Genomic DNA, 16,247 nt, shown 5'->3' with positions numbered 1-16,247 from the left:
AAAAGATGAGCGGCCCCTCCCCGGGATCGGTCGATCGGGAGGGGCCGCGGGGCATTACTTGGTGAGATGTCCGGGGCCGAAGGCCTGCGGCAGCATCTCGGAGAGGGACACGAGCCCGTCCGGCGTCTCCAGGACGAGGTCGCCCCCGCCGAACTCGAACAGCAGCTGCCGGCAGCGTCCGCACGGGACGAGGATCTCGCCCCGCCCGTCGACACACGTGAAGTGCGTCAGCCGGCCGCCACCGGTGGTGTGCAGCTCGGAGACCAGACCGCACTCGGCACACAGGCCGAGGCCGTAGGAGGCGTTCTCGACGTTGCAGCCGGAGATGATCCGGCCGTCGTCGACGCGGGCGGCGGCGCCGACCGGGTACTCCGAGTAGGGGGCGTACGCGCGGGTCATCGCCGTACGGGCCGCCTCCCGCAGCTCCTCCCAGTCGAGGTCCGCGGACTCCACGCCGGCGGGGGTCACTTCCCCTGTCCCTTCCGGTACGGCAGGCCGTCGGCCTTCGGCATGCGCAGCCGCTGCGCCGAGAGCGAGAGGACGAGCAGGGTGATGACGTACGGCGTGGCGGAGACGATCTGGCTGGGCACCTCGTTGGTCGTGGCGTACCAGAGGTACACGAGGACGCCGACGACCAGGGTGATGACGGCGGACACGTACTTCTTCTTGACCGCGAGCCAGATGGCGCCGATGACGAGCAGGATGGCGCCGAGCAGCAGCAGGGCGTGGACGTTCTCCGAGCCGCCGCGCAGGTTGAGGCTGTCGGTGTAGCCGAACAGGACCGCGCCCAGGGCGAGACCGCCGGGCATCCAGTTGCCGAAGATCATCGCGGCGAGACCGATGTAGCCGCGGCCGGCGGTCTGGCCCTCCAGGTAGAAGGGGTTGGCGACGATGGAGAGGAAGACACCGCCGAGGCCGGCCAGACCACCGGAGATGATCACGGCGATGTACTTGTACTTGTAGACGTTCACGCCGAGCGACTCGGCCGCGATCGGGTTCTCACCGCAGGACCGCAGGCGCAGGCCGAACGGGGTGCGCCACAGGATCCACCAGGTGGCGGGGATCAGCGCGACGGCGATCAGGGTCAGCCAGGAGACGTCGGTGACCAGGCCGCCGAGCAGACCCGCGACGTCCGAGACGAAGAACCAGCCCTTGGAGTTCAGGGTGGTGAGCCAGTCGGAGAGCCCTGGCACGGTGAACTGGCCGAGCGATTCGACCGGCGGGGACTGCTTGGCCGAGCCGCCCGGGACGCCCTCGAAGGCGAGCGGGGAGAGATAGCGGGTGGCACCGAGCGCCAGGATGTTGATGGCCACACCGGAGACGATGTGGTTGACGTTGAAGGTGACCGTCATGATCGCGTGCAGCAGACCGCCGACGGCGCCGCCGATGACGCCGACCAGGATGCCGGTCCACGGGCCCCACTGGTAGCCGGCCCAGGCGCCGAACCAGGTGCCGAGGATCATCATGCCTTCGAGGCCGATGTTGACGACGCCCGAGCGCTCGGCCCACAGACCACCGAGACCGGCGAGACCGATCGGGACGGCCAGCTCCAGCGCGGTGGACATCTGGCTGACGTTCGTGATGCCGTCGGCGCCGGTGATGATGCGGACGATCGAGGTCAGCGCCAGGCCGCCCGCGATCACCAGCAGGAGGACGGGGAGCGACATCCGGCGGCCGCTGGGAGCCGCGGGCTGCTGCGTGGGCTGGTTGACGTCGGTTGCGGTGGTCACTGGCCAGCCACCTCCTTCTGGGTGTTGTCGGTGGCGCCGAGGACGTTGCCCGCGGCGAGTTCCGCGCCGACGCGGCGCTGCTGGCGGCGCAGACCCCACTCGCGGACGGCCTCGTACGAGACCACGACCGCGATCACGATCAGGCCCTGCATGATGACCGCGATTTCCTTGTCGTACCCGTGGAAGTCCAGCTCGGGCGAGGCCTTGTCCAGCCAGGCCCACAGCAGGGCCGCGAAGGCGATGCCCACGGGGCTGTTGCGGCCGAGCAGGGCGATGCCGATACCGAGGAAGCCGATACCGACCGGGAAGTTCAGGCTGTACGTGTGGGTGTCGCCGAGCAGGATCGGCAGACCCGCGAGACCGGCGATGCCGCCGGAGAGCAGCATCGCGGTGAGCACCATGCGCTTGGGGTCGACACCACTGGCCGCGGCGGCGGACTCGGAGGCGCCGGAGGCGCGCAGGTCGAAGCCGAAGCGGGTGCGGTTGAGGACGATCCAGTAGCCGATGCCGAGGACCACCGCGAGGATGACCAGACCGTAGATCTCGCCCGCGTCACCCATGCTGAAACCGGGGACCCAGCCGGACTTGTGCATCTCGCCGGTGGTGTTGTTGTTGCCGAGCTTGACGCCGAAGACGTCGGGCAGCCACAGGTAGGCGATGACGGAGGTCGCGATCGCGTTCAGCATGATCGTCGCGACGACCTCGCTGACCCCACGGGTGACCTTGAGGACACCGGCGATACCGGCCCAGAACGCGCCGGTGCAGATGGCGGTCACCATCAGCAGCGGGACCTGGAGCACGGCCGGCAGCGCGACGTGCGCGCCGACGATCGCGGCCGCCATGGCGGCGAGCTGGTACTGGCCGTCCACACCGATGTTGAACAGGTTCATCCGGAAGCCGATGGCCACCGCCAGCGCCGCGATGTAGTACAGCGAGGCCTGGTTGATGATCAGGACCTGGATGTCGGAGTACGTCGCCTGCTGGAACATGATCGTGTACGGCTCGATCGGGCTCTTGCCCGAGGCGAGCAGCACGACCGAGGTCAGCGCCACGGCGACGACGAGCGCGATGACCGGTCCGGCCACCCCGAGGAGCAGACGCTCCTTGTCGAACTTCTTCATCAGCGGGCCTCGTCTTCCGGGGCGTCCGCCGGGTTCTCGGCGGGCTCTTCGAGCTCGGCCGCTTCGGCGAGCTCCTCGTTCTCCAGGTGTCCGGAAGCGGCACCGGTCATGGCCGAGCCGAGTTCCTCCGGGGTGATGGTGGCCGGGTCCGCGTCCGCGACCAGCTTGCCGTTGTAGATCACCCGGAGCGTGTCGGACAGGCCGATCAGCTCGTCCAGGTCCGCGGAGATCAGCAGGACGGCGAGTCCTTCGCGGCGCGCCGCGCGGATCTGGTCCCAGATCTGCGCCTGCGCGCCGACGTCCACACCGCGGGTGGGGTGGGCGGCGATCAGGAACTTCGGCTTGTGGCTCATCTCGCGGCCGACGATCAGCTTCTGCTGGTTGCCGCCGGACAGGGAGGCCGCGGTGACGTCGATGCCGGGGGTGCGCACGTCGTACTCCTCGACGATGCGGCGGGTGTCCTGCTGGGCGCCCTTGATGTCGATCCAGATGCCCTTGGCGTTGGGCTTCTCGGTGACATGGCCGAGGATGCGGTTCTCCCAGAGGGGCGCTTCCAGGAGCAGGCCGTGGCGGTGGCGGTCCTCGGGGATGTAGCCGATGCCGCTCTCGCGGCGCTTGCGCGTCGAGAGGCCGGTGATGTCCTCGCCCGCGAAGCGGATGACACCGGAGTCGGCGCCCTTGAGGCCGATGAGCGCGTCGATGAGTTCGGTCTGGCCGTTGCCCTCGACACCCGCGATACCCATCACCTCACCGGCGTGGATGGTGAAGGAGACATGGTCGAGCACGAGCCGTACTTCGCCGCGCTCCACCTGGTCCATGAGCAGGGCCGCCGAGCCCTTGCCCATCGACACCGAGCCCTTGGCGAAGACCGTCAGGTCCTCGACCTCGATCACCGCCCGGTCGGTGACCGTGGACTCGGAGGTCTCCGGCGTCGGCAGTTCGCTGCCGACCATCAGTTCGGCGAGCTGACGCGGGGTCGTCTCGGAGGGCACTGCGGTGCCGACCGTCGTACCGCGCCGGATGACCGTGATGTCGTCGGCGACCGAGAGGACCTCGCCCAGCTTGTGCGAGATGAAGATGACCGACAGTCCCTCGGCCTTGAGTTCGCGCAGGTTGTCGAAGAGAGCGTTGACCTCCTGCGGCACCAGGACGGCGGTGGGCTCGTCCAGGATCAGGATGCGGGCGCCGCGGTAGAGGACCTTGAGGATCTCCACGCGCTGCCGGTCGGCCACGCCGAGCTCCTCGACCAGGACGTCCGGGCGGACCCCGAGGCCGTAGCGCTCGGAGAGCTCCACGATCTTTCGACGGGCCTTGCCGCCGATGCCGTACAGCTTCTCGCTGCCCAGGGCGACGTTCTCCAGGACGGTGAGGTTGTCGGCCAGCATGAAGTGCTGGTGGACCATGCCGATGCCGCGGCCGATGGCGTCCGCGGGCGACGAGAAGGTGACCTGCTCGCCGTCGACGGCGATGGTGCCCTCGTCCGGCTTCTGCATGCCGTAGAGGATCTTCATCAGCGTCGACTTGCCGGCGCCGTTCTCGCCGACGAGGGCGTGCACGGTGCCCTTGCGGACGCTGAGGTGGATGTCGTGGTTGGCCACGACGCCAGGGAATCGCTTCGTGATCCCGGCGAGTTCGACAGCGGTCGCCTGACCGTTGACCGCGCCGGCCGGAGGGCTGCTTGACGCGTTGATGGCGCACTCTCCTGAGGGAAAGGGGGTCGTCTACGCGCGTAGCGCCCCTACGGCAACGAAAGGGGCCACGCGCCGCGAGAACGGGATACGGGGAGCAAGACTCCTCGTATCCCGTTGAGCGGACGTAACCCCGCGGTTACCAAGCGGCTCCGGGGCAGAACTGGCTCCTCCCCGTGCCGGACGGCACAGAGACGTACCCGAACTTCCCCGGGACCGCATTGGCTGCTCCTGAGGTACTGCTCGTCAGCTGGTCTTGACCTTGATCGCACCGCTGATGATCTTCTCCTGGGCGGCCTTGACGGCGTCCTGGATCGCGGTGTTGCTCTTGAACGCCGGGTTGGAATCGGCCAGGCCGACCTCACCGGACTTCAGATCGCCCCGAACGATACCGCTCTCGGGCTTGCCGTCCTCGACCGACTTCGCCAGGTTGTACACCGCCTTGGCGACGTCCTTCGTGGCGGAGGTCAGGATCGAGTCCTTGTACTTGGCCAGCGCCTGCTGCAGGTACTGGTCGGAGTCGACACCGATGGCCAGGACCTTCTTGGCGGAAGCGGCCTCGATGACACCCTGACCGGACAGACCGGCCGCGGCGTAGACGACGTCGGCCTTCTTCTCGATCTGGCCCTCGGCGGCCGTCTTGCCCTTGTCGGGGCTGGCGAAGCCACCCTCCTGGGCGGTCTGCGTCAGGTACTGCGAGAGGACCTTGACGCCGGGCTTGGTGTCCTTGACACCCTGCTCGAAGCCCGCCTCGAACTTGTGGATCAGCGGAACGTCCACGCCGCCCACGAAGCCGACGGTGCCGGTCTTGGTGGACAGGGCGGCGGTGACGCCGGCGAGGTACGAGGCCTCCTGCTCGGAGAAGACCAGGTCCGCGACGTTCTTCGCCGTGACGGTGGAGTCGTCGACGATGCCGAAGGTGGTGTTCGGGAGCTTCGCCGCGGCGGCCTTGACGGCCGGGCCGTAGGAGTAGCCGATGCCGATGACCGGGTTGTAGCCCTGCTTGGCCAGCGAGACCAGACGCTGCGTCTTGTCCGCGTCCGTCTCGCCGTCGGTGGGCTCGACGTCGGCGGTGGCGTACTTGAACTCGCTCTTCGCCTTCTTCAGACCCTCGAACGCGGCGTCGTTGAAGGACTGGTCGCCCTTGCCGCCGACGTCGTACGCGATGGCGAGGCCCTTGTGACCGCCCTTGGAGTCCGAGGAGGACGAGGCGGAGGTCGAGGTGCCGCCACAGGCGGACAGAGCGAGGGCGAGAGAGGCGGTCGCAGTACCTGCGAGCGCGATGCGGGTAACCCGGCGCATTACTTGTGCTCCTGTCGTTCAGCGCCTGACGGTTCAGCTTCGGCGCTGGCTTCGCCGCAGATTAACGCGCGTAGACCAACTAGAAAACCCCTTCTGTCCACCTTGTTATCCGGCTGTGCCCGACGCCACTTGCCCGAGGGCCGGAGACTTGCCGATCGCAAAGGGAATGTGGCGGTGGGTGACCCCGGAAACGGACAGCGGAACGGGCGGGCACCTGGGGTGCCCGCCCGTTCCGCTGCGCTTCGACCGTGTTCGCCCGTCCGGCGGGGAGGTGGCGGGACCGGCCCGCCGCGATCACCCGCCGCTCGCGGCGACTAGCTGGTCTTGACCTTGATGCTGCCGTCGACGATGGCCGCCTTGGCCTTGGCCACGGCGTCGGTGAGACCGGCGATCTGCGCCATCTTCGGGTTGCTGTCGGCGAGGCCGACACCGTTGACCTTGAGGTCGAAGGTCTGCGTGCCGGTCAGCGGCTTGCCGTCGTGGACCGACTTGGACAGCGTGTAGACCGCGCCGCCGACGTCCTTGAGCGCGGAGGTCAGGATGTGGTCCTTGTACTGGGCCAGCGCCTGCTGCTTGTACTGGTCGGAGTCGACACCGATCGCCCACACGTTCGCCTTGGCGGCGGCCTCGATGACACCCTGGCCGGACAGACCGGCCGCGGCGTAGAGGACGTCGGCGCCCTTCTCGATCTGACCCTCGGCGGCGGCCTTGCCCTTGTCGGGGCTGGAGAAGCCACCCTCCGCCGCGGTCTGCGTCAGGTACTGCGAGAGGACCTTCACGCCGGGCTTGGTGTCCTTGACGCCCTGGGTGTAGCCGGCCTCGAACTTGTGGATCAGCGGAACGTCCACGCCGCCCACGAAGCCCACGGTGTTGCTCTTGGTGGCCTTGGCGGCCGCGACACCGGCGAGGTACGAGGACTCCTGCTCGGCGAAGACCAGGGAGGCCACGTTCTTGCCCGGTACGACCGAGTCCACGATGCCGAAGTTGGTCTTCGGGAACTTCGCGGCGGCCTTCTCCAGCGCGGGACCGTAGGCGAAGCCGATGCCGATGACCGGGTTGTAGCCCTGCCTGGCCAGCGACTCCAGACGCTGCTGCTTGTCGGCGTCCGTCTCGTTGTCGGTGGGCTCGACGTCGGCCGTCTGGTAGCCGAACTCCTTCTTCGCCTTCTCCAGTCCGGCGAACGCGGCGTCGTTGAAGGACTGGTCGCCCTTGCCGCCGACGTCGTACGCGATGGCGAGGCCCTTGGCGCCGCCACTCGCGCTGCTGTTGCTGCTGGTGCTGGTGCTGCTGGTGCTGCCGCAGGCCGTGGCGGCGAGTGCGAGCGACGCGACCCCCACCGCGACGCGGGTCAGGCTGGCTATCCGACGCATCTGAAGCTCCCCATTCTCCAAAGCCCCGCAGTGGGTGCTGAGTTCGGCGCACATTAACGCGCGTAGACCGTCCAGGGAACGGGGTTTCGCCTGGCCGTTATCCATTCGTGCCGATGGCCGGTTACGTCCTTGTGAACCACGGGATCGAAAGGCGCGTTTGGGGATGCAGCACCCTCCACGACCATCACCCGGTGTGTCCGGAAAACGGAGCCCGGGTGACGGAGCGAATGGTTCCTGCTCCACGGAGTGACATTGACGATGACTTGGACCACGCTACTGCGGGGGCTCCGGGGGCGCGACCGGAGTCACCGGCCGTGCCCGGCGCCCTTCGCCGCCGGACCCGTCCGGGCGGGTCCTGGTCCCGGAGGCGTCAGTTCCGCTCGTCCAGGAGCGCCGCCGCGGTGAACATCTCGACGCCGACGGTGATCGCGTACTCGTCCGCGTCGAAGTCGCCCCGGTGCAGATCGCGGACGGCGCGGTCGCCCGGCGGGCGCACCCCGAGCCGGGCCATCGCGCCGGGCACGTGCTCCAGGTACCAGGAGAAGTCCTCGCCGCCGAGGCTCTGCTCGGTGTCCTCGACGGATTGGGCGCCGCGTCGGGCGGTCATCGCGTCACGGAGCAGCTCGGTGACCGCCGGGTCGTTCACGACCGGCGGGACGCCCCGGATGTAGTTGATCTCGGACTTGGCACGGTAGAGGTTCGCGATCTCGTCGATGGCCGCGTGGACGAGGTCCGGCGCGGCCCGCCAGGCGTCGAGATCCAGGCAGCGGATCGTCCCGGACAGTTCGGCGTGCTGCGGGATCACGTTGCAGGCGTGACCCGACTCGATGCGTCCCCAGGTGACCGCGAGCCCGCTGCGGGCGTCCACGCGCCGGGCGACGAGCGCCGGCACGTCGGTCACGACACGCGCGGCGGCGGTGACGAGGTCGGTGGTGAGGTGGGGGCGCGCGGTGTGACCGCCCGCGCCGTCCAGGGACACTTCCAGCCGGTCGCACGCCGAGGTGATGGCGCCGTGCCGCAGTCCGATGCGCCCCGCGTCGACCCTCGGGTCGCAGTGCACGCCGACGATCCGCCCGACTCCTTCGAGCACGCCCGACTCGATCGCGTCCGGCGCGCCGCCGGGGAGCACCTCCTCCGCGGGCTGGAAGATCAGCCGGACGCGCCGGGGCAGCAGCCCCTGCGCGTGCAGGTCCGCGAGGACGAGACCGGCGCCGAGCACGACCGCCGTATGGACGTCGTGGCCGCAGGCGTGGGCCCGGTCGGGCACGGTCGAGCGGTACGCGCACTCACTCTTCGTGTCCGGGATGGGCAGCGCGTCGATGTCGGCGCGCAGCGCCAGCATGGGGCGTACGTCGTCCACGTCCCCGATGTCGCAGATGAGGCCGGTCCCGATGGCGAGGACGCGCGGCTTCAGGCCCGCCCGCTCCAGGCGCGCCTTGATCGCCGCGGTCGTACGGAACTCCTGATTGCCGAGTTCCGGGTGCATGTGCAAGTCGCGACGGAACGCCACGAGTTCGGCGCGCAGTGCCTCGGGCAGCGCGCCGGGGAGCAGCGGCTCCCCGGGGAGATCGGCCTCGGACTCTCGGGACATCAGTTGGTTCACCCTTTGAAGGGTAGGACGATCGGGCGGCCAACTAACCCACGATCAACAAAAGTTCAGCCCGTTAGGGGAAGAAAATCTGACCGCGCGGCGCATGGTCGGCGACGAGGATGGGTAGACTCGCCCGGCTCTTCGGGCGTTTGGATCTTGAACGGACGCGGGTGACCGGCTCTGATCCGGGTCGGCCGGGGATCGCCCGCCGATGTGCACGAGGGAACGCCCGTCATACCCGAGCGCATTCCCTCGTCCGGCCTCCACAGTCTCACAACACCGCAACCGGATTCCGTAATCGTCACCACCGCGCGACGGTCGCGTCACCTTCCGTGATCCGCGGGTGGGCGGGGCGCGGGAGCGGGGGCGGCGGGGACGAGCGGGCCGGGCACGCGCGCCCGGCGCGGGCGGGCCGGGCCGGGCGGGAGCGGTCCGGCGCGGGCGGCCGGGTGGCGGCTCAGCCGAAGCGGCCCGCCACGTAGTCCGCCGTGCGCTGGTCCTTGGGGGTGCCGAAGATGTCGGCGGTGGGGCCGTGCTCGACGATGCCGCCCGGGGTGCCCTGCTCGGCGAGGAAGAAGGCGCACTGCTGGGAGACGCGGGCCGCCTGCTGCATGTTGTGGGTGACGATCACGACGGTCACCTCGTCGGCGAGTTCGTGGATGGTCTCCTCGACGCGACGCGTGGACGTCGGGTCGAGAGCCGAGCACGGCTCGTCCATCAGCAGCACCCGGGGCCGTACGGCCAGAGCGCGGGCGATGCACAGACGCTGCTGCTGACCGCCGGAGAGCGCGCCGCCGGGCTGCCGCAGCCGGTCCCGGACCTCTTTCCACAGACCGGCCCGGGTCAGGCTCTCCTCGACCAGCTCGTCCTTCTCACGGCGGCCCGTTCGCGTGCCGGTCAGGCGCAGTCCCGCGACCACGTTGTCGTAGATCGACATGGCCGGGAACGGGTTCGGCTTCTGGAAGACCATGCCGATCCGGCGCCGGGCCTCGGTCAGCCGTCGCTCGGGGGCGTAGATGTCCTCGCCGTCGAAGAGCACCTCGCCGGCCATCGCGGCGGAGGGGATCAGCTCGTGCATCCGGTTGAGGGTGCGCAGGAAGGTCGACTTGCCGCAGCCGGAGGGGCCGATGAGGGCGGTGACCTGTCCGGCGGGCATGGTGAGGGAGACGCGCTCCAGCACCAGGTGGCTGCCGAACCAGGCCGACACCTCGCGCGCGTCGAGCTCCGCGGGGGCTTCCGCCGGCCGGGCCCGGAGGGTCCCGTCCGACGGGACGGGCGGCAGCGCGACGGTGTCGGCCGCGGCGGTCGCCGGGTCGATGACGGCGGTGGCGGGGCCGGTCCCGGCGGTGGCGGCCGGCACGCTGTCGGTCGGGGCGGTCTCGGTCGCGGCGCTGTCACGCGCGGCGGTCGCATCGGTCACGTCGGGCACCTCATGGCGGGATCGGGTCGGGCACGGCTGGGTCACGGGGTCGGTCGGGCTGGGCCGGGTCGCGGGTCGGGGCGGGCTCGGCCGGGTCACGGGGGTGGGGCCGGTGGGCGGTGTCACATCAGGTTCGGCAGCAGTTCGGTGGCGCGGGTCGCGACCTGGAGGCCGAGGACGGCGACGACCGGCGCGAACACGATCCAGGTCTGGTGACGGCCCCAGCGGTGCCAGGCCCACACCGCGCCGACCGCCACGGCCACCAGAGCCTGGAGCCACATCACGAGCGGCCAGGGCGTTCCGCCGGGCCGGGCCAGCGGCTGTTCGGCCTCGGGAAGCGTGCCGGAGCGGATGACCGCGGCCGGGGTCTGCGCGGGCGCGGAGACCAGCTCGGCGTCGACGCGCAGCACTCCGCCGGGCATGAAGTCCGGTCCGGTGGCCGTGAGGAGGACCATGCGGCCCTTGCCCGCGTCGAGCGGTGCGGGCGCCGGGTCACCGGCGCGCCGGATGCCGAAGACCTGGTACTTCGCCTTGCCCTGGCCGGTGGTCACACTGAACGTGTCGCCTGCGGCGAGGTCGCCGAGGCGCTCGAAGGGACCCCCGTAGGCGGCGGCGCGGCCCATCAGAACGCTGGTGCCGGCCTGCCCCGGCATCGGGGTGTCCCGGCGGTGGCCCGGGCCGTCGGTCATGACGCCGGAGTCGGTGCCTTCGAGGACCACCTGGTGGACGTGGAGGGCGGGGATGTCGATGAGCGCGACCGGAGTTCCGGGGGCGAGCAGCGCGCCCTCCTGGTCGGTCTGCGCCACCGGGGCGGTGCCCAGGGCCAGTTGGGCCCGCAGGGAGTCGTAGGCGGCGTGCTGCGCCGCTCGTTCCTGGAAGCCGCTGAGGAACAGCAGCTGCGCGGTGAGGCCGAGCAGCAGGGCCGCGAGGGTGAGCAGGCCGCCGCGGGCGAGGTGCCGGACGGCGGTGACGCTCCGAACGCCCGGCCACGGCGCGGGCGTTGCGAGCGTGGTCTGTACGGCGACCGTCACGGCGGCACGCCTCCTTCACTCAACTCATGGAACGGGTGGGGCGGAAAGCGGAAAGGGGCCCCGCCGGGGAGCGCCCTGCTGGGCGCCCCCCGGCGAGAGGGTGGTTCAACAGACCACGGATCAGGTGGACTTGATCTTGAAAGTGGTGCCGTTCTTCGAGTTCACCGTGGTGGAACCCGCGTACCAGGCGTGCAGGGTGTGCGTGGCGCGGGACAGCTTGGGCAGTTTGATGGTCACCTTGCCGCCGCTCAGGGTGCCGGTGGCGATGACGCGCGAACCTTCGTAGATGCGGACCGTGCCGGTCGGCGTCGTTCCGGTCGCGGAGAGCTTGACGGTGACCTTGGCCTGCGAGAGGTGACTGATCGAGGCGGGCGCCGAGGTGCTGACGCTCGGGGTCGCCTTCGAGACGGTCAGCGAGACGGTTCCGGCGGACGTCAGGAGCTTGCTGTTGCCCGCGTAGGACACCGTGAGGCTGTGCTTGGCGACCTTCAGGTGGCTGGACAGGCTGATGGAGACCTTGCCCGTGCGGTCCAGGGTGCCCGTGCCGAGGGTGGTGGTGCCCTCCTTCACGGTGACCGTGCCGGTCGCGACGACGCCGTGCGTGTCGGCGACGGCGACGGCGACCTTCGGGGCCTTGCCGTACGCGGTCGTCGCGGTGGTCGCCTTCGTGGTGGTCGTGTACTTGATGTCGCCGGTCCAGGAGGCGACGGCGCCGCTGCCGTTGAGGTTGGCGGCGGAGACTTCGGCCGTGTAGTGGCCGAGGGCCAGACCGCTGAAGGTGTACGACCTGGTGGTGGCCGGGAGGTCCTTGACGGCCACGACGGCGCCGTCCGAACCGGTCAGGGTCACGCGGTAGTCGGTGACCGGGAGGCCGGTGGCGGACGGAGCGGTCCAGTTGAACTTGACGCTCCCGTCGCCGCGGGTGCCGCTCAGGGCCGGCGCGGCCGGCGTGGACGCGTCGACACCGGACTCCTCCAGGCCGCCGAGCCTGGCGTGCTTGGTGGGGTTGACCGAGCCGTTGTAGGACTCGTTCACGAAGCCGAACTTGGCGATGACGCCCTCGGCGGCGTCGGAGGCGAGGGCCGCCTCGTGGGTGCCGCTGGTGACGAAGACGTCGTAGAGGTCCTTGTCGAAGAAGATGCCGGTCGGGTCGATCGCCCGGGACGGAACGACGTTGTAGACGTCGCGGCCGAAGGTGGCGTTCTCGTAGTAGGCGCCGACCGGGGCGAGCTTGCCGTTCACGGTGGTGACCGGGGTGGTGGCACCGGTGTCGCCGGGCAGCTGTACGGCGGCCAGGTGGGCGCCGGCGGTGGCCGCGGTGGTGCTGAAGTCCGGGGAGATGCCGTTGTTCTGGGCGATCCAGCTGCCCACCGAGAAGGGCACGAGCGAGCCGTCGGCGTCGAGGGCTCCGTCGGCCTGGTTCTCCTGGACGGTACCGACGTTCAGGGAGAGCGTGGCGTCGGTGAGGCCGATGGCGCCGAGGAAGAACTTGCGGGTGCCCGAGCCGCTCTGCGGGATCTTCGGGTGCACGGTCTGGCCGTTCACCTCGGTCAGCGTGCCCGAGTAGATGTCGTGCAGCTGGTCGACGGTCAGCGTGTTCAGGGCCGAGCCGCGGACCGCCACACCGACCGCGTCACGGGCGAACGGGATGTAGGTGAAGGCGGTTCCGGAGGTGCTCGGGCCGCTGGAGGAGCGGGCGAAGTCGACCTGGCCCTTGATGGAGACACCCAGGCCGTCGGGGTACTTGTCGCCGGTCAGCGACATGCTGAGGGCGAGGCGGCCCTTGCCGGAGCCGTTGGGGCGCAGGAAGGACGGGCCACCCGTGCGGGTGGTGATGTTCGAGGAGGTGGAGCCGGTGACGGGCTCGATCGCGTCGTAGGAGGCGACACCCGCGCCGCTCGCCGACTTCACGGCGGTGGAGGCGTAGCTGTTGTTGTTGACGGTGTCGCCGGCCAGGGCGTTGAGCACGTCCTGGGTGGTGTCGGAGCCCACGCCGACCAGCTTGCGGAAGGTGCTGGCGGGGGTGGGGTCGGCGGACGCCGGGCTCGCCAGAGCCAGCGTGCCGGACACCACGGCGGCGGCGACCATGGCCGCCGAAAGGCGCATCGTGCGCATTGAGAGTCTCCAGAGGGTGTGCGACGTGACGTCGGGAGGATCTGGCAGGGTGGTACGGGCCGTCCGCCCCGACTGCCTTTCGGGGCGGGCGGCCGTCTGTGGGGAGCGCGGGCCCGGCCGGGCCCGCGCTCCACGAGCTCAGCTCCGGCCGGCGGACAGCAGCTTGCGCAGCCACTCGGGCGGGGTGAACGCGGGGACGGTCACTCCACGGCCGCCGGGCAGCGGGACACGCAGCGGAAGCCGGAGCCTGCCGCCGCCGGCGAACGGCGCGCCGATGCCGGCGAAGGCGCCGAGCGCGGCACCGACCGGGACGGCGTACCGCAGGGAGTTGGCCGGGTCGTCGGGCGTGGTGCCCAGCGCGGTGGTCTGTACGGCCTTGCCGCCGTCGTAGGACGGTGCGGCGCTCGGCCCGGCGCTCGCGTCGGCACTCGGCGTGGCGCTGTTGCCGCCGCTGCCGCCACCGGTGTCGCCGCCGCCGGTGGAGCCACCGGAGCCGGTGCCGCCCGATCCTCCGCCGGAGCCCGCGGAGTCGCTGCCGCCCGTGGAGCCGCCGCTCGATCCGCCGGCCGGGCCCGAACCGCCGCCCGAGGGCGTCGAGCTGGGTCCGGTGTAGTGGACGAGGGCGTCGGCCGCCTTGGTCGCCTTGGTTCGCAGGGCGGCCGGGAGCGGGGCGTAGCCGCCCGGGAGCAGGCCCGGGTCGGCGCCGCTCGTCTGTCCGTCACCCGCGGCGTACCGCAGCAGGGCCGCGTAGTCCTTGCGGGCGGCCGTGTCGATCGCGGCCGGGCGAACGGCCGCGTAGACCAGCTGGGCGAGCGGGTAGGCGCCCTCCGCGTCGGCCGTGGCCGGGGTGATCTCGGGGGCTCCGGTGCCGGTGGCGCCGGTGGCCGCGGCGGTCAGGGACGACGCGGAGGGGCCCACGAACTTACCGGCGGTGTTGCGCAGCCGGGCGGTCTGCAGGCCGTAGCGGGTGGCGGAGGCCGCGTCGGTGACGGTGATCACGAAGCGGGAGCCGACGGTCTGGGGTCCTGGGCTCTTGAAGGCCGGCGGGTTGGCGAGCGCGTCCCAGCTGGACTTCCAGAGGGTGTCGGCACGCCGCGTGTGCAGGGCGCCGGAGTGCATGTCCTCCACGTAGGGGTGGTAGTCGGTCATGCACTGCTTGACCGTGGCGTCGGTGCCCGGCGGGATCGCGCACCAGGGGTCGCTCTTGGGGTAGTCGTCGGAGCTCGCGGGATCGAAGGCGATGCCGGACGGGTTCAGGTCCGCGTCGGTGCTGTAGTACGGGTTGACCCGGGTGCCCCAGCTGTCGGCGGCACCGGCCAGGAAGCCGCGGGCGTCCTTGTCGGAGAGGATCCACTGCCACAGCGCGCGGGCGGAGTCGCTGTGCCCGAGCGCGGTGATCAGGTCGGTGTCGGTGGACGGGGTCTCGGAGACCGACAGGTCCGCGAACTCGGGGTTGAGGGAGATGAATTCGGGGTCGCTCGCCAGACCCGCGGGGTTCGTCCTCGCCCAGCCGTAGCCGGTGGCCGTGTTGTCGCCGAGCACCGCTCCCCAGGGCGAGTTGCGGTACGACTCGGTGAGCAGTTTGGCGACCAGGCGCGGGGTGAGGTCGACGGATTCGACCTTGGTGCCCGCGAGTTCGCGGACGGAGTCCGGCGCGCCCGCCTTGGGTCTGCGTTCGACGGTGAAGCCGATGACCGTTCCGGAGAGGGCGACGGGCGCGTACACGGTCGGGTCGGAGGGTGCCGTGGTCCCGGCGTCGGCTCCGAGGGCGCGGGTGGTGAAGGCGAGGCCGGAGGAGCCGTCGCCGGTGAGGCGGGCGCGGGTGTCCGGCTCGCCCAGCTCGGTGTAGCCGTACACCGTGCCGGTCGGGCACAGGGCCGCCTGCCAGCTGGTCATCGCGTCGGCGGCGAGCTCGCTGCCGGTGGTGGCGCGCTCCTTCGCGCCGAGCGCGCAGTTGGTGCCGACCGAGTTGAAGCCGAGCGGGATCGCGACCCGGTTCTGCCAGTTGGTGGAGGAGACCGGGGAACCGGCGTTGACCTGGCTGTGGTCGGCGTACGGCTTGCCGTCCAGGTCGAGGTGGCCCTGCGGGACGATGACCAGCCAGCAGGAGCGCGGCTTGGTGCCGCCGTTGGCGGTGACCGGCAGACCGCAGCCCAGCTGCGGGGCCTCGTTGGCGGTCTGGACCTCGAAGTACTCCTTGCCGGAGCCGTCGGCGCCGGTGCGGGCGAAGTCGACCTCGTTGGTGGTGTTGCGGTTGAAGAGGGCGTTGTTCTGGGTACCGGAGGTGATCACCGTGCCGTCGACGGACTTGAAGGGCACCTCGCCCGGGGCGTTGGGGTTGGCCGCCCCGTACCGGTTGTCCTGGCCGTAGTTGGTGGGATCGGCGCTGTAGAACACCTTGCGGGTGTCGTCGTAGTCGTTGCCCGGCCAGCCGCCGCGGTCGGTGGTCGGCGAGGCGCCGTACTGGCACTGGGTGCGCGCGGGGCCCGGGTTGGAAGGCACGGTGCCGTCGTCGTCGCCCCAGCACTGCATGATCTGCACGAAGTCGGTGTTGAACGACGTGCCGGCGAAGGTGGACGAGGTACCGCCGGACCAGGAGACCGTGACCGCCTGACTGGTCAGATGGGTGGTCTGGTCGACGGTGAACCTCATGTCCTTGAACTCGCCGCGGCCGGAGACCGTGACGGCCGCGGAGGTGGTGGCCACGGTGCCCGCCGCGGACGCGGGGGCGGCGGCCTGGGCCACGCCGAGTCCGGCGAGGGCGCCCACAGCGGCTCCGGCGACGACGCGCAGGAGCAGCCGTCGCATGCGGAGCACCGCTCTCCCGCGCGTGCGCGGGCTGGTGGCCACGGGTCTCGCCCCGCGTGTTCCTCTGCTGC

General features: G+C 70.7%; 11 protein-coding genes. All 11 read right to left on the bottom strand.

Going from position 1 to position 16,247, the window contains the following annotated elements; all coding sequences use genetic code 11:
* Positions 1-54: 54 nt before the first annotated feature.
* Positions 55-468 (bottom strand): cytidine deaminase, encoded by a 414-nt coding sequence (locus tag ACFYW8_RS20465; RefSeq protein ID WP_389077139.1) that lies wholly within the window; start codon positions 466-468, stop codon positions 55-57.
* The gene (locus tag ACFYW8_RS20460) at positions 465-1,730 is read right to left on the bottom strand and encodes an ABC transporter permease (protein WP_389077134.1); all 1,266 of its coding nucleotides are present in this window, start codon (positions 1,728-1,730) and stop codon (positions 465-467) included. The genes ACFYW8_RS20465 and ACFYW8_RS20460 overlap by 4 nt, the downstream gene beginning before the upstream one ends.
* On the bottom strand, positions 1,727-2,851 hold the full coding sequence (locus ACFYW8_RS20455) for an ABC transporter permease (protein WP_389077130.1): 1,125 nt from the start codon (positions 2,849-2,851) through the stop codon (positions 1,727-1,729). The genes ACFYW8_RS20460 and ACFYW8_RS20455 overlap by 4 nt, the downstream gene beginning before the upstream one ends.
* Positions 2,851-4,542, bottom strand: coding sequence for an ABC transporter ATP-binding protein (locus tag ACFYW8_RS20450; protein WP_365870925.1), 1,692 nt, complete (start codon positions 4,540-4,542; stop codon positions 2,851-2,853). The genes ACFYW8_RS20455 and ACFYW8_RS20450 overlap by 1 nt, the downstream gene beginning before the upstream one ends.
* A 243-nt stretch (positions 4,543-4,785) precedes the next feature.
* Positions 4,786-5,841: a BMP family protein gene (locus tag ACFYW8_RS20445; RefSeq protein ID WP_389077125.1), complete on the bottom strand. Its 1,056-nt coding sequence runs from the start codon at positions 5,839-5,841 to the stop codon at positions 4,786-4,788.
* Between the two features lie 314 nt (positions 5,842-6,155).
* On the bottom strand, positions 6,156-7,211 hold the full coding sequence (locus tag ACFYW8_RS20440) for a BMP family protein (protein ID WP_389077121.1): 1,056 nt from the start codon (positions 7,209-7,211) through the stop codon (positions 6,156-6,158).
* A gap of 370 nt (positions 7,212-7,581) precedes the next feature.
* Positions 7,582-8,802, bottom strand: coding sequence for a M20 family metallopeptidase (locus ACFYW8_RS20435; RefSeq protein WP_389077293.1), 1,221 nt, complete (start codon positions 8,800-8,802; stop codon positions 7,582-7,584).
* 457 nt (positions 8,803-9,259) lie between these two features.
* Entirely contained in the window at positions 9,260-10,084 is an 825-nt protein-coding gene (gene pstB / locus ACFYW8_RS20430) for a phosphate ABC transporter ATP-binding protein PstB (protein ID WP_389077288.1), read from the bottom strand.
* 260 nt (positions 10,085-10,344) lie between these two features.
* Entirely contained in the window at positions 10,345-11,253 is a 909-nt protein-coding gene (locus ACFYW8_RS20425; RefSeq protein WP_389077117.1) for a sortase, read from the bottom strand.
* Positions 11,254-11,373: 120 nt separating this feature from the next.
* Entirely contained in the window at positions 11,374-13,368 is a 1,995-nt protein-coding gene (locus ACFYW8_RS20420) for an Ig-like domain repeat protein (protein ID WP_389077113.1), read from the bottom strand.
* A 138-nt stretch (positions 13,369-13,506) separates the two neighbouring features.
* A complete protein-coding gene (locus ACFYW8_RS20415; protein ID WP_389077110.1) occupies positions 13,507-16,176 on the bottom strand; it encodes a hypothetical protein in 2,670 nt (889 codons plus the stop codon).
* Positions 16,177-16,247 lie beyond the last annotated feature (71 nt).

It is taken from the genome of Streptomyces sp. NPDC002742 (assembly GCF_042888885.1).
GTDB lineage: Bacteria > Actinomycetota > Actinomycetes > Streptomycetales > Streptomycetaceae > Streptomyces.
Note: the sequence above shows the minus strand (reverse complement) of the source record. Positions and strands in the feature narration are given on the sequence as shown.

Bases quoted from the DNA above. Each gene is read 5' to 3' on its own strand.
- ACFYW8_RS20455 (WP_389077130.1), bottom strand. From the start codon at position 2,851: ATGAAGAAGTTCGACAAGGAGCGTCTGCTCCTCGGGGTGGCCGGACCG.
- ACFYW8_RS20445 (WP_389077125.1), bottom strand. From the start codon at position 5,841: ATGCGCCGGGTTACCCGCATCGCGCTCGCAGGTACTGCGACCGCCTCT.
- ACFYW8_RS20440 (WP_389077121.1), bottom strand. From the start codon at position 7,211: ATGCGTCGGATAGCCAGCCTGACCCGCGTCGCGGTGGGGGTCGCGTCG.
- ACFYW8_RS20435 (WP_389077293.1), bottom strand. From the start codon at position 8,802: ATGTCCCGAGAGTCCGAGGCCGATCTCCCCGGGGAGCCGCTGCTCCCC.
- ACFYW8_RS20420 (WP_389077113.1), bottom strand. From the start codon at position 13,368: ATGCGCACGATGCGCCTTTCGGCGGCCATGGTCGCCGCCGCCGTGGTG.
- ACFYW8_RS20415 (WP_389077110.1), bottom strand. From the start codon at position 16,176: ATGCGACGGCTGCTCCTGCGCGTCGTCGCCGGAGCCGCTGTGGGCGCC.